Source organism: Saccharothrix espanaensis DSM 44229 (assembly GCF_000328705.1).
Classification (GTDB): Bacteria; Actinomycetota; Actinomycetes; order Mycobacteriales; family Pseudonocardiaceae; genus Actinosynnema; species Actinosynnema espanaense.
In genome coordinates this window covers 8,567,240-8,580,516 of the sequence record NC_019673.1, presented here as the reverse complement: position 1 = coordinate 8,580,516, position 13,277 = coordinate 8,567,240, and the positions used below count along the sequence as shown (strand labels likewise).

The window sequence follows — 13,277 nt, the reverse complement described above, 5'->3', positions numbered from 1 at the left end:
GCACTGTGCGTGACATGGGCCGCTACCCTCCGCAGGTGTCCGGCGCGTTACCCGTGCTGGGGCACTTGGTCGAGTTCATCCGCACACCGGTCGAGCTGGTCGGACGAGGCCACCGGGAAGTCGGGGACGTGTTCTCGCTGCGCCTGCCCGGCAAGCGCGCGGTGGTGCTGCTGGGCACGGAGCGCAACCGGTTCTTCTTCGGTGAGACGGATCGCAAGTTGTCGATCCGCACCGCGTACCCGTTCTTCGAGCGAATGTTCTCGCCCGAGTTCTACTTCTTCGCCGGCGTGGACGAGTACCGGCGGCAGCGCGAGATCGTCGTGCCGCGCTTCCAGGGCAGGCAGCTGGACGGGTACGTCGAGGCGATGCGCGACGAGACGGCCGCGTTCGTCGACCGGCTGGGCGCGACCGGCGAGTTCGACCTGACCGCCGAACTCGGCCCGCTGGTGATGCGGATCGCCGCCCGCTGCTTCCTCGGCCCGGACTTCGGCTCGCGCATGGACCGCGACTTCTTCGCCGAGTTCCGCCGGTTCTCCGCCGGGATGAACCCCGCCGCGCCGCAACGGCTCCCGCTGCCCTCCGTGGTCCGCAGCAACCGCGCCCGCGACCGGCTGCGGGTCGCGCTCGGCGGCATGATCCGGGAACGCCGGGAGCGCCCCGCCGTGCCGCCGGACTTCCTGCAAACCCTGGCCGAAGCGGTCTACGCCGACGGCACCAAGGTCCCGGACGCCGTGCTGGTCAACATGATCCTGCTGTTCACGTGGGCCGGCCACGAGACCACCACCGGGCACATCTCCTGGGCGCTGGTCGACCTGCTCGGCCACCCCGGGCACGTCGAGCGGGTCCGCGCGGAGACCGGCGAGCTCGACCTGGCCGGCGTGAAGGCGTTGGCGCACCTCGACAACTGCCTGCACGAGACCGAACGCCTGCACCCCGTCGCGCACCTGCTCGTGCGCCAGGCGGCCGAGCCGATCGAGCTGGACGGCCACGAGATCCCCGAGGGCACCATGGTGATCGCCGCGCCCTCGGTGTCGCACCGGCTGCCCGAGGAGCACGCCCGCCCCGACGAGTTCCGGCCCGACCGGTACACCGAGGGTCGGGAGGGTCGGCTGGAGCGCCAGGCGCTGATCGGCTTCGGCGGCGGGCTGCACCGCTGCACCGGCGTGCACTTCGCCTACCTGGAGATGAAGCTGATCGTCGCGACCCTGCTGCGGCACTACGACTTCGAGCTGCTCGACCCCGATCCGCGGCCGGTGCCGGGGATGCACACCAAGTGGCCGGACTCGCCGTGCCGGGTCCGGTATGCCCGCCGGGTCCGATCGGTGGTGTGATGGTGGCATGTTCCTGAGGTGGCGTTCGTTCCGGCGCGGCGCGGTGTCCCAGTGCGCGTGCACGCCCGAGTGGCCCGGTCTGCGGTCGGAGCTGGACGGGCACGAGATGCGCGGCGTGCCGTCGCCGGGCGGGTCCAGCTTCCTGGTGCTCCAGCTCGGGCTGGAGGCGACCTGCGCGGGCTGCGGCGCGCACTACCCGCACGGCTGGGCGCTCGCCGACCGCGACTAGGCTCTTCGGCTGTGCTCACCGTGTCGACCGTGAACGTGAACGGGCTGCGTGCCGCCGCCAAGAAGGGCTACCGCGAGTGGCTGGCCGCGACGCCGGCGGACGTGGTGTGCATCCAGGAGGTCCGCGCGGAACCGGGCCAGCTCACCGAGGACGTCCGGTCGCCCGCCGGCTGGCACATGGCGCAGGCGCACTCGGAGGTCAAGGGGCGCAACGGTGTCGCCGTGCTGACCCGGGAGGAGCCGGCGGCCGTCCGGGTCGGGTTCGGGGTGCCGGAGTTCGAGCTGTCCGGGCGGTACGTCGAGGTCGAGCTGCCGACGGTGGTGGTGGCCAGCGTGTACGTGCCCAGCGGTGACGTGGGCACCCCGCGCCAGGACGAGAAGGACCGGTTCATGGCCGGCTTCCTGCCGTACCTGGTGGAGCTGCGGGAGAAGGCGGCGGCGGACGGGCGCGAGGTCCTGGTGTGCGGTGACTGGAACATCGCGCACCGCGACGTGGACCTCAAGGCGTGGAAGGCGAACCAGAAGTCGTCGGGCTGCCTGCCGGCCGAGCGGGAGTTCCTGTCCAGCGTGTTCTCGGCCGGGTACGTCGACGTGGTGCGCTCGTTGCACCCGGACGTGACGGGGCCGTACACGTGGTGGTCGTACCGCGGGAAGGCGTTCGACAACGACTCCGGCTGGCGGATCGACTACCAGGTGGCGACCGACGCGCTGGCGGCCCGTGCGGTGTCGGCGGTGGTGGAGCGGCCCCCGTCGTACGGGGAGCGGTGGACCGACCACGCGCCGGTGACCGTCGTGTACGGCGACTGACCCGGCCGATAGCCGGTTCTACGCAGCGTGTCGCCGGCTTCAGCTCTGTGGTCGACTTGTCGATCTCGTCGTCGTCGGAACTTCACCGCTCCACCGAGGCCGGATTCCGGGCAGAGGCACTCGGACGTTCCAGCGTGAGCGAAGTTCCACCATGGCTCAGAGGAAAGCCGGAGCGGATCTCAGTTCGGCACCAGTCACGTCCTGGTCGAGCTGAGGCGTGTCCGCAGGTTGACCAGTCAGAGGCGAAAGGTGCCTCTGGTGGTCGGCGGGTTGAGTGCCCTCTGCGCGGTTGCCGCCGCTGTCGCGTAGCCCGCGTTTCCGCGCTCCCGGTTCGGGCCGCTGCGGCGCGGTCCGGTCGAACCGGGGGCGGAAGTCGGGTCGGGCGCGGAGGATGGCTCCCGGGCGGACGGCGAGTCGTGAGCCGCCACGTCGAGACGGATGGAGCGCGATGACCGACGAGGACCGCTGTGCCAGGTGCGAACTGCTGGTCGGCCAGTGCGAGCACACCCGGACCACCGCCGCCCGGCGGGCGAACCCGCACGACCTGATCCTGATCAGCCCCGCCAGGGTCGCGCACCTGCCCGGCTGCCACCACAACAACCCGGCCGACTTCGTGAAGAACTGGGCCGAGATCACCGGGGACCCCCGGGCGTGGGAGCGGATCGGCAACGGGATCCCGGTGCCCGCTACCGGCGGTGCGGCGCCCGGACTGGTCGCGGTTCGGCGTTGTGATGACTGCTGAGCCGGGTTCGCTGGACGAGGTCCGGGCGCGGATCGACGGGTTGGACGCCGAACTGGTGCGGTTGTTGGCGCGGCGGCAGCGGATGGTCGAGGTGGCTGCCCGGTTCAAGGTCGACGAACAAGCCGTGCGGGATCCCGGCCGGGTCGAGCGGGTGATCGAGGGGGTTGTGCGGCTCGCCGCCGAGAAGGGGTTGTCGCCGGCGGTCGCGGAGGCCGTGTGGCGGGCGATGATCGGGGCGTTCGTGGACCTCGAACTGGACGAGCACCGGCGGGCGTGAGCGGAGAACGGGGTGAGTGGGGGACGGGGTGAGTGGGGCGGGTTCGTCTTCGCTCGTTCGGCCGCACTTCACGTCGTGTTGGTGACCCGGGCCACAGATCATGAAACTCTTTCACCAATCTCAGGTGAGGAGTGGGTCGATGGCGTTCAACCGACGGGGATTCCTCCAGGCGGCCGGGGTCGCGGGCGCGACGGTCCTCTGGGGCGGCCCACCCGCCTCCGCGACCGGCACCACGGGCACCACGCTGGACGGCGCGGCCACCCCGGTCGGCCAGGCCGGCTACCGCAGGCTGACCGCCGGACCCGGCTGGCCGCTCGTCGTGCGCGGCGACCTGGCCGCACCGGGCGCGGCCCGGCTGGACCACCGCCGGCCGCTGGCCTGCTTCGTCCAGTTCACCGACATGCACATGGTCGACACCCAGAGCCCCGCGCGCTTCGAGCACACCCACCCGCTGATCGGCTCGGGCGCGTTCCGGGCGCACGAGACGCTCGCCCAGCACACGTCGACCGCGCTGGTGCGCAAGGTCAACGCGCTGCCCGGCGGCCCGTTCACCGGCCGCCCGATCGACTTCATGATGACCACCGGCGACAACACCGACAACCACGAGCAGGTCGAGCTCGACTGGTTCCTCACCGTCCTCAACGGCGGCCGGATCACCGCCAACACCGGCGACCCGGCGCGCTACGAGGGCGTGCAGAACTCCGGCGTGAAGTCCTACTGGAACCCCGGCAGCACCCTCGCCGACGACTACAAGGCCAAGGGCTTCCCGCTGGTCCCGTCGCTGCTCGACGCGGTGATCCGGCCGTTCGACAGCCCCGGCCTGCGCATCCCGTGGTACTGCACGTTCGGCAACCACGACGACAGCGTGGTCGGCTCGCTCCCGGACGGCATCCCGTTCATCGACGCCCTCTACACCGGCAACCGCAAGGTCATGGGCTTCGCCCAGGACGACTCGGCCCGGATCGCCCGCGCCATGACCGAACCCGCGCACGCCGCCGACGCCGCGCTCGTCCTGGCCGCGAACCGGGGCCTGGTCCGCACGGTCACCGCCGACCCGCGCCGCCGGCCGTTCGGCACCGCCGAGTTCGTCCGCGCCCACCTCGACCCGCGCAACACCGGACCCGGCCCGGTCGGCCACGGCTTCACCCCGGACAACGCCGACGGCGTGGACGTCTTCTACACGTTCCGGATCGCGCCCGGCGTCACCGGCATCAGCCTCGACACCACGACCACCGCCGGCTTCGCGGACGGCTCGATCGGCCTGCACCAGTACCTCTGGCTGGAGAAGGTGCTGCGCCGCAACAGCTCCCGCTACTACGACGGGCTCGGCCTCAAGCGCACCCAGGCCGTCACCGACGAGCTGTTCATCCTGTTCAGCCACCACACCAGCTGGACCATGGGCAACGTGCTGCCCGACCGCCGCCGCCCGCTGGACCCCCGGCTGGACGGCAACGCCCTGGTCGGCCTGCTCCAGCGGTTCCCGAACGTGGTCGCCTGGGTCAACGGGCACACCCACGAGAACAGGATCGTCCCGCACGGCACCGGCGACCGGGCGTTCTGGGAGATCAACACCGCCGCGCACGTCGACCACCCGCAGCACGCCCGGGTCATCGAACTCGTGGACAACGGCGACGGCACCCTGTCGCTGTTCACCACCCTGGTCGAGGGCGACGCCCCCTACGCGGTGGACTACGACGACGCCACGCCGCGCGGGCTGGCCTCGCTGGCCCGCGAGTTCGCCTTCAACGACCCGCACGCCGACCTGAACGCCGTCGGCGCGCCGACCGACCGCAACGCCGAACTGCTGGTCGCCGGCCGTTCCCCGGTCACCGCGTGACCGCCCGCCACCCGCGTCGCGGGCCCGTGACGCGGGGGGAGACGCACGTCACCTGAACGTGCCTCATCTCACTCCCGGGGTCGGGGCTGGAATTTTGGCCGCCTAGGGTCGTTGACGTGGCCGTGGACATCTCGATCAGCCCGCCCGAGCCCCACCCGAGTCCGGCGGCGATGCGGCGCGCCCTGCGCCGGGCCGCCGACGGCGCCGTGCTGGACGTGACCGAGGCGTCCGTGCTGCTGCACGCCCGCGGCGACGACCTCGACGCGCTGCTGGCGGCGGCGGGCCGGGTGCGCGACGCGCACCTGCTCGCCGAGGGCCGCCCCGGCGTCGTGACCTACAGCCGCAACGCGTTCATCCCGCTGACCCGGCTGTGCCGCGACCGCTGCCACTACTGCACGTTCGCGACGGTCCCGCACCGGCTGCCCGCCGCGTTCCTGGAGCGCGACGAGGTCCTCGACATCGCCCGCCGGGCCGCCGCCCAGGGCTGCAAGGAAGCCCTGTTCACGCTCGGCGACCGGCCCGAGGAGCGCTGGCCGCAGGCCAAGGAGTGGCTGGAGGCGCGCGGCTACGAGTCGACCCTGGACTACGTCCGGGCCAGCGCGATCGCGGTGCTGGAGGAGACCGGCCTGCTGCCGCACCTCAACCCCGGCGTGCTGAGCTGGGAGGAGCTCCAGCGGCTGCGGCCGGTGGCGGCCAGCATGGGGATGATGCTGGAGACCACCGCCGAGCGGCTGTGGAGCGAGCCGGGCGGCCCGCACTACGGCAGCCCCGACAAGGACCCCGCGGTGCGGCTGCGGGTGCTCACCGACGCGGGCCGGGTCAACGTCCCGTTCACCACCGGCATCCTGATCGGCATCGGCGAGACGGTGACCGAGCGGGCCGAGTCGCTGCTGGCGATGCGCGGGATCGCCCGCCAGTACGGGCACATCCAGGAAGTCATCATCCAGAACTTCCGGGCCAAGCCGGACACCGCGATGCGCGGGATGCCCGACGCCGACCTGAACGAACTGGCCGCCACGATCGCCGTCGCGCGGCTGGTGATGCCGACCTCGACCAGCGTCCAGGCCCCGCCGAACCTGGTCGGCGACGAGTTCGGCCTGATGCTGCGGGCCGGCATCGACGACTGGGGCGGTGTCTCCCCGGTGACGCCCGACCACGTCAACCCCGAACGCCCGTGGCCGCACGTGGACACGCTCGCCGCGCTCACCAAGACCGCCGGGTTCGACCTGCGGGAGCGCCTCGCGGTCTACCCGAGGTACGTGCGGTCCGCGCCCGGCCAGTGGATCGACACCCGGCTGACCGGGCACGTCCGCGCGCTGGCCGGCGACGAGGGCCTGGCCGACCCGGACGCACCCGTGGTCGGCCGCGAGTGGCAGGAGCCCGACGGCGGGCTGGACACCTACGGCCGCGCCGACCTGCACACCGCCGTCGACACCGAGGGCCGCACCGGCGACCGGCGCGGCGACTTCGACTCCGTCTACGGCGACTGGGGCTCGCTGAGCGTGCCGGTGGCCGCGACCCGGTTGCCCGAGGACACCGCCCGCGCGCTCAAGATCGCCGCCGACGACCCGGCCCGGCTGTTGGCGGACACCGACGCCGCCATGGCGCTGCTGACCGCCGACGGCGAGGCGCTGGAGACGATGACCCGGCTGGCCGACGACCTGCGCCGGGACGTCGTGGGCGACGACGTGACCTACGTCGTCAACCGCAACATCAACTTCTCCAACGTCTGCTACGTCGGCTGCCGGTTCTGCGCCTTCGCCCAGCGCGAGCGCGACGCCGACGCGTTCCGGCTGAGCATCGACGAGGTCGCCGACCGCGCCCAGGAGGCGTGGGACGCGGGCGCGACCGAGGTCTGCATGCAGGGCGGCATCGACCCGAAGCTGCCGGTCACCTACTACGCCGACGTGGTGCGGGCGATCAAGACCCGGGTGCCCGGGATGCACGTCCACGCGTTCAGCCCGATGGAGATCGTCAGCGCGGCGGCCAAGGCGGGCGTGAGCGTCCGCGAGTGGCTCACCGACCTCCGGCAGGCCGGGCTGGACACCATCCCCGGCACCGCCGCCGAGATCCTCGACGACGACGTGCGCTGGGTGCTCACCAAGGGCAAGCTGCCCGCCGCCACCTGGCTGGAGGTCGTCGCCACCGCGCACGAGGTGGGCCTGCGGTCGTCGTCCACGATGATGTACGGCCACGTCGACCACCCCGGCCACTGGCTGGGCCACTTCCGCGAGCTGGCCCGGTTGCAGGACCGCACCGGCGGCCTGACCGAGTTCGTCGGCCTGCCGTTCGTGCACCGCAACGCGCCGATCTACCTGGCGGGCGTGGCCCGGCCCGGCCCGACCCGGCGGGACAACCGCGCCATCCACGCGTTCGCCCGGCTGGCGCTGCACGGGCGGGTGGACAACGTCCAGTGCTCGTGGGTCAAGCTCGGTGACGAGGGCACGGCGGAGGTGCTGCGGGGCGGCGCGAACGACCTCGGCGGCACGCTGATGGAGGAGACCATCAGCCGGATGGCGGGCTCCGAGCACGGCTCCGCGCGGACCGCCCGGCAGCTGCACGACACGGCGGCCCTGGCCGGTCGGCCGGCCCGCCAGCGCACTACGACATATGGCCGAGTCGACACCGTGCGGTGAGCCCCGGGGACGATCACGGACCGTGGCGTGGTTAGTCTGCCGCCGGCCGTGTTTTCGACCGTTCTCGACACCGGAGCCCCACAGCTTCGGTAGGTTCGCGGCCGTCCGTCAACAGGGTTCACCCGTAGTGGTGACGCGGTGTTGGTGAGGAGGCTCGGCGGTGCGCGGTCGCTGTGCAGCACTGGGTGCGGTCCTGGGCGCGGTGTCGCCCCTGGTCACGGCGGGCGTCGCCCTGGCGGGCACGAGCACGACCGCCCTCGGCGCGTCGTCGGTGGACACACCGGTCGGCATCGGTGCCGTGGCGCTCGGCGTGCTCGGCCTGATCGCGGGCCTGGTCCGCCGTCGCCGGTCGGCCGTGGTCCGGGCCGAGTCCGAGCAACTCGTCACGCCGGTCGTGCCGCCCGTGGTCCCGGCGGTGGTCCCGGCGGTGGCGCTGCCGGCCCCGGCCGCCGCGCCGACCGCGGCCCAACCCACCGGCGCCTGACGCCCGCTCCGCCGTGCGGCCGCCGTCCACGCGTGCGGCCCGCTGAGCCGGTCTCGGCCACGTTCTGAGCCCGTGCGCGCCCGTCCGACGGGCGTCCAGTGCTGTCCGCACGTGGAGTCGCCACGAGCGTTGTGGGTTGTGGTGACCCGACGCGTTCCGCCGGCCGCGCGGGCGCAGCCCGCCGTGAAAAGGGTTCTCCGAGCCGAGTGCCGGCCCGGTCCCGGGGCCGCGGACCGCCCTGGGAGAATCAGCCGGTGGCTGCTGAGAACCCCGTTGCGAACACCCCCGAGGCCGGGCCGGGCGCCCCGGTGAGCCGTCCGCGCGTGCTGTCCGGCATCCAGCCGACCGCCGGGTCGTTCCACCTCGGCAACTACCTCGGCGCGATCCGCCAGTGGGTGGCCCTGCAGGAGACCCACGACGCGTTCTACTGCGTGGTGGACCTGCACGCGATCACCGTCGAGCAGGACCCCAGGACGCTGCGTCAGAACACCCGGGTCTCGGCCGCGCAGCTGCTCGCGCTGGGCATCGACCCCGAGCACGCCACGCTGTTCGTGCAGAGCCACGTCCCCGAGCACGCCCAGCTCGGCTGGGTCATGCAGTGCCTCACCGGGTTCGGCGAGGCGTCCCGGATGACCCAGTTCAAGGACAAGTCCGCCCGCCAGGAGACCCAGGTCGGCGTCGGCCTGTTCACCTACCCGATCCTGCAGGCCGCGGACATCCTGCTCTACCAGGCGCACCACGTGCCGGTCGGCGAGGACCAGCGCCAGCACCTCGAACTGACCCGCGACCTCGCGCAGCGGTTCAACACCCGCTACGGCAAGACCTTCCGGCTGCCCGAGGCCTACATCGTCAAGGACACCGCCAAGATCTTCGACCTGCAGGACCCGACGGCGAAGATGAGCAAGTCGGTGCCGACCGGCGTGGTCGAGCTGCTGGAGGACCCCAAGCGGGGCGCGAAGAAGATCCGCTCGGCGGTCACCGACACCGGGCGCGAGGTCCTCTACGACCCGGCGAACAAGGCCGGCGTGAGCAACCTGCTGGTGATCTACTCCGCGCTGACCGGCCGCCCGGTGGACGAGCTGGTCACCGCCTACGAGGGCAAGGGCTACGGCGACCTGAAGAAGGACCTCGGCGAGGTCTACACCGACTTCGTCACGCCGGTGCAGGCGCGCGTCCAGGAGTACCTGGCCGACCTGCCCGAGCTGGACAAGGTGCTGGCCCGGGGCGCCGAGCGGGCCCGCGAGGTGGCCGGCCGCACGCTGGCCCGCGCCTACGAGCGGATCGGGTTGCTGGCGGGCTGACCGGCCCGCCCGCCGACCCGTCCGGCGGGGGATCGCCCGTTCGAGATGCGGGTGATCATCGCAACCCTTAACGTTCAACCGTGGCCGAAGAGTCGAAGCTCGACAGGCTGCGCCGCGAGCGCCCTTGGCTGGACCACCTGTTCCGCGCGGCCCAGCGCTACACCGAGCAGTACGGGTCGCACTACGCCGCCGCTGTCACGTACTTCAGCGTGCTGTCCCTGGTGCCGATGCTGATGATCGGCTTCGCGATCGCCGGTTTCGTGCTGGCCACGCAGCCGGAGCTGCTCGACGGGCTCAAGAACAGCATCGCCGAGGCGGTGCCCGGCGCGCTCGGCGACACCATCAACGACGTGGTCAACCAGGCCGTCGCCTCCAAGGGCACGGTCGGCGTGTTCGGCCTGCTCGGCGCGGCCTACTCCGGGCTCGGCTGGATGAGCAACCTGCGCGACGCGCTGACCGCGCAGTGGGGCCACGCCAAGGCGGACCTGCCGTTCCTCAAGACCGCCCTCAAGGACCTGCTGGCGCTGCTGAGCCTGGGCGGCGCGCTGGTCGTCTCGTTCGGCCTCACGGCGGTCGGCAGCGGGTTCGCGCACCTGGTGCTGGAGTTCATCGGCCTCGACGGCGTGTGGTGGGCCGAGGCGCTGCTCAAGCTCGGCACGATCGTGCTGGCGCTGGCGGCGAACTGGCTGGTGTTCCTGTGGGTGCTGGCGAAGCTGCCGCGCAAGCCGGTGGGCTGGCGCAGCGCGATCAAGGGCGCCGCGGCCGCCGCGATCGGCTTCGAGATCCTCAAGCAGGTGGGGACGATCTACCTGTCCACGGTGACCGCGTCGCCGGCCGGTGCGGCGTTCGGCCCGGTCATCGGTGTGCTGGTGTTCGCGAACCTGGTGGCGCAGTTCCTGCTGTTCATCACGGCGTGGACGGCCACCGCCTCGGAGAACCTGCTCAAGGACCTGCCCGCGCCTCCGCCGCCCGCGGTGATCCGCCCGCTGGTGGAGGTGCACCGCGCCCCCAGCCCCCGCACCGCGGTCGGGCTGGTCGGTGCGGGGGTGCTGCTGGGCGCGCTGTTCCGGCGCAGGTGAGATCGCGGCCGGTCCGGTCGGTCCAGGTCCAGGTTCAGGTCCAGCCGGTCGGTCCAGCTCCAGCCGGTCGGTCTAGGTCCAGAAGACGGCGACGCCGACGTTGAGCACGACCAGCCCGGCCAGCGCCGGGGTCAGCCAGGACGCGACCTTCCGCTTGTTCAGGTTCACCGCGACCAGGCCCGCGATCAGCACGACGACCAGCAGCTTCACGCCGAGCTTGACGTGGTTGTAGTCCTTGTCCGTGAGCGGTGCCAGGCCGACCAGGGCCACGCCGGTGAGCAGCTGCAGCGCGGCGCCGTGCAGCCAGCCCTTGTTCAGCGGCGCGTCCTTGCCCGCCCGGTTCTGGACGAAGAACATCGCGACGAGCATTCCCATGCCCAGCAGGTGCAGGAACACCAGCAGCAGGCGTACGAACTCCACGGGGGAGCCTCCAAAGGGTGTGGTGGGTTACTGGCGGCCGGCTCGGAGACCGCGGACGCCCAGCACGCCGATGATCGTGCCGAACGTGAGTGAAGCGACCACGAGCACCAGGTGCACGATGAAGAACGCGGTCGGGCCCGCGTCCCACGATCGGGGGTCCTTCCAGATGTTGCGCAGGAAAGTCGGCCAGATCACCCAGGACCACGCCCCGAAGACCACCAGGAACACCGACATGCCGCGGGAGAGCTTCACCGGGGCAGTATCCGACGTGGCGGGTGCGCAGCACTTCACCGGGGTGGATAGCCTGGACGGGTGCGTTCCTCCGCGTCCCGACGCCCCGTTGCCCTGGTGCTGGCTGCCTGCACGCTGATGGCCACCGCAGTGTTCGGCGCCTCGACCGCACAGGCGCAGTCCGCCCCGTGCGACAACAGGGTGTCACCACCCCCGGCGGTCGATACCTCCGAACAGGTGGCGCCCGGCACCAAAGCGCCGCCTCCGCTGGACGTCCCGGAGAACCCGGTCGGCGGCGAGCGGATGGGCGAGTGCGGCATCGTGCTGCCCGCCAACGCCCAGCGGCCGCCGGACAGCATCACCGCGAAGAGCTGGCTGCTCGCCGACCTCGACTCGGGCGCGGTCCTCGCGGGCTTCGACCCGCACGGCCGCCAGCGCCCGGCGTCGGTGATGAAGGTGCTGCTGGCGATGGTCGTGGCCAAGGAGCTCTCGCCGGACGCGACGGTCGCCGCCGGCGCCGACGACATCGCCCAGGAGTGCACCTGCATCGGCCTGCGCAACGGCGCGCAGTACACCGTCGAGCAGCTGCTCCAGGCGCTGGTGATGGCCTCGGGCAACGACGTGGCGCACGCCCTGGCCCGCCGGCTCGGCGGCCTGCCCAGCGCGATCCGCAAGATGAACGCGCTGGCCATGGAGCTGGGCGCGCTGGACACCCGCGCGGTCACGCCGTCCGGGCTCGACGCGCCGGGCACCAGCACCTCGGCCTACGACGTGGCGCTGATCTTCCGGGCCGCGATGAAGTACCCGGACTTCGCCAAGGCCGTGGTCACCCAGCGCATCGACTTCCCCGCGCCCAACGGCGTCGGGACCGTGCCGGTGCTCAACGACAACAAGCTGCTGACCACCTACGAGGGCGCGCTCGGCGGCCGGTCCGGGTTCACCGACGACGCCCAGCACACCTACGTGGGCGCGGCGGAGCGCAACGGCCGCAAGCTCGTCGTGGTGCTGCTGCGCGGTCAGCAGACCCCCACCAAGATGACCGACCAGGCCGCGCAGCTGCTGGACTACGGCTTCGACCTGCCCGCCGGCGAGCCGGTGGGGCGGCTGGTGGACGGCGCGCCGCAGACCAAGAAGAAGACCCAGGAACCCAAGCCGTCGCCCACCAGCGCGAACGTCGACCAGGTGGCGGAGTCGCGGAACACGTCGAACACCGCCATGTTCAAGGCGTTCGGCAACGTCGGCGGCCCGATCACCGCCGTCGCGGGTCTCGGCTTGGTGCTGGGGTTCGTGTTGTACCTGCGCAACAAGAAGGCCAAGGCCGCCCGTGCCGCCCGTGCCGCCGCCCAGACCCGGCAGTCCGGCTGAGCGGCCGGGCCCCCTGATGCCGACGCGGATCGTCCCGCTCCGCCCCGGAGCGTGCCCGGAACCGCTGCGGCGCACCCTCGCGCGTCCCCCACGTGACGACCGCACCACGCCCCGCGCCGTGATCGTGCTGCGGCCGCGCTAGACCCCCGGTCGCGCCCTGGCGCGCGCCGCGCCGTTCGGATTGCCCAGCAGGGCTGGGTGGCCCTCTAGACGTCCGCCGGTCGAAGGTCGGCCGGCCCCCACACCACGCCCGTGCCGCCGTCCAGGCCCGGAGCGGCCGGGCCCCTGATGCCGACGTGGATCGCTTCGCCCCGGAGCGTGCCCGGAACCGCTGCGGCGCACCCTCGCGCGTCCCCCACGCGACGACCGCACCACACCCCGCGCCGTGATCGTGCTGCGGCCGCGCTAGAAGCCTCGGCGCGCTAGAAGCCCCGGCCGCGCTGGGAGCCTTTGGCCGCGCTGCGCCTCTCGGGTCGCCGGGCAGGCCGGGGTGATCCGGTTGATGGTCGGCCGGCACCACGGCACGTCCGCGTCGCACG

Annotated in this window: 13 protein-coding genes; 11 read left to right on the top strand and 2 right to left on the bottom strand. The window is 72.4% G+C overall.

The genetic code is table 11. From position 1 onward, the window contains the following. Positions 1 to 14: 14 nt before the first annotated feature. The 10 genes from BN6_RS37530 to yhjD all read left to right on the top strand — a co-directional run bounded on the left by BN6_RS37530 (position 15) and on the right by yhjD (position 10,722). Positions 15 to 1,331 (top strand): cytochrome P450, encoded by a 1,317-nt coding sequence (locus BN6_RS37530; RefSeq protein ID WP_041315488.1) that lies wholly within the window; start codon positions 15 to 17, stop codon positions 1,329 to 1,331. A gap of 7 nt (positions 1,332 to 1,338) precedes the next feature. Continuing rightward, positions 1,339 to 1,560 (top strand): hypothetical protein, encoded by a 222-nt coding sequence (locus BN6_RS37525; protein ID WP_041315486.1) that lies wholly within the window; start codon positions 1,339 to 1,341, stop codon positions 1,558 to 1,560. An 11-nt stretch (positions 1,561 to 1,571) separates the two neighbouring features. Beyond that, complete coding sequence (locus BN6_RS37520) at positions 1,572 to 2,366, top strand: exodeoxyribonuclease III (protein ID WP_041315484.1); 795 nt, start codon at positions 1,572 to 1,574, stop codon at positions 2,364 to 2,366. Positions 2,367 to 2,814: 448 nt separating this feature from the next. Then, a complete protein-coding gene (locus BN6_RS37515) occupies positions 2,815 to 3,108 on the top strand; it encodes a hypothetical protein (RefSeq protein ID WP_015105090.1) in 294 nt (97 codons plus the stop codon). Next, on the top strand, positions 3,098 to 3,385 hold the full coding sequence (locus tag BN6_RS37510; protein ID WP_015105089.1) for a chorismate mutase: 288 nt from the start codon (positions 3,098 to 3,100) through the stop codon (positions 3,383 to 3,385). The genes BN6_RS37515 and BN6_RS37510 overlap by 11 nt, the downstream gene beginning before the upstream one ends. A gap of 139 nt (positions 3,386 to 3,524) precedes the next feature. Beyond that, positions 3,525 to 5,222, top strand: a complete 1,698-nt coding sequence (locus BN6_RS37505; RefSeq protein WP_015105088.1) for a TIGR03767 family metallophosphoesterase — start codon at positions 3,525 to 3,527, stop codon at positions 5,220 to 5,222. Between the two features lie 116 nt (positions 5,223 to 5,338). Beyond that, entirely contained in the window at positions 5,339 to 7,858 is a 2,520-nt protein-coding gene (locus BN6_RS37500) for a bifunctional FO biosynthesis protein CofGH (protein ID WP_015105087.1), read from the top strand. A 160-nt stretch (positions 7,859 to 8,018) separates the two neighbouring features. Further along, complete coding sequence (locus BN6_RS37495) at positions 8,019 to 8,342, top strand: hypothetical protein (protein ID WP_015105086.1); 324 nt, start codon at positions 8,019 to 8,021, stop codon at positions 8,340 to 8,342. A 254-nt stretch (positions 8,343 to 8,596) separates the two neighbouring features. After that, positions 8,597 to 9,643 (top strand): tryptophan--tRNA ligase, encoded by a 1,047-nt coding sequence (trpS, locus tag BN6_RS37490; RefSeq protein ID WP_015105085.1) that lies wholly within the window; start codon positions 8,597 to 8,599, stop codon positions 9,641 to 9,643. An 80-nt stretch (positions 9,644 to 9,723) separates the two neighbouring features. After that, the gene (gene yhjD / locus BN6_RS37485) at positions 9,724 to 10,722 is read left to right on the top strand and encodes an inner membrane protein YhjD (RefSeq protein WP_015105084.1); all 999 of its coding nucleotides are present in this window, start codon (positions 9,724 to 9,726) and stop codon (positions 10,720 to 10,722) included. 72 nt (positions 10,723 to 10,794) lie between these two features. Here the strand turns inward: yhjD and BN6_RS37480 are convergent, their stop codons facing one another. Further along, on the bottom strand, positions 10,795 to 11,142 hold the full coding sequence (locus BN6_RS37480) for a hypothetical protein (RefSeq protein WP_015105083.1): 348 nt from the start codon (positions 11,140 to 11,142) through the stop codon (positions 10,795 to 10,797). Between the two features lie 27 nt (positions 11,143 to 11,169). Next, positions 11,170 to 11,394: an SCO4848 family membrane protein gene (locus BN6_RS37475; protein WP_041315478.1), complete on the bottom strand. Its 225-nt coding sequence runs from the start codon at positions 11,392 to 11,394 to the stop codon at positions 11,170 to 11,172. Between the two features lie 60 nt (positions 11,395 to 11,454). On the opposite strand from BN6_RS37475, the gene BN6_RS37470 reads away from it, so the two are divergent. Beyond that, the gene (locus tag BN6_RS37470) at positions 11,455 to 12,738 is read left to right on the top strand and encodes a D-alanyl-D-alanine carboxypeptidase family protein (protein WP_015105081.1); all 1,284 of its coding nucleotides are present in this window, start codon (positions 11,455 to 11,457) and stop codon (positions 12,736 to 12,738) included. Positions 12,739 to 13,277 lie beyond the last annotated feature (539 nt).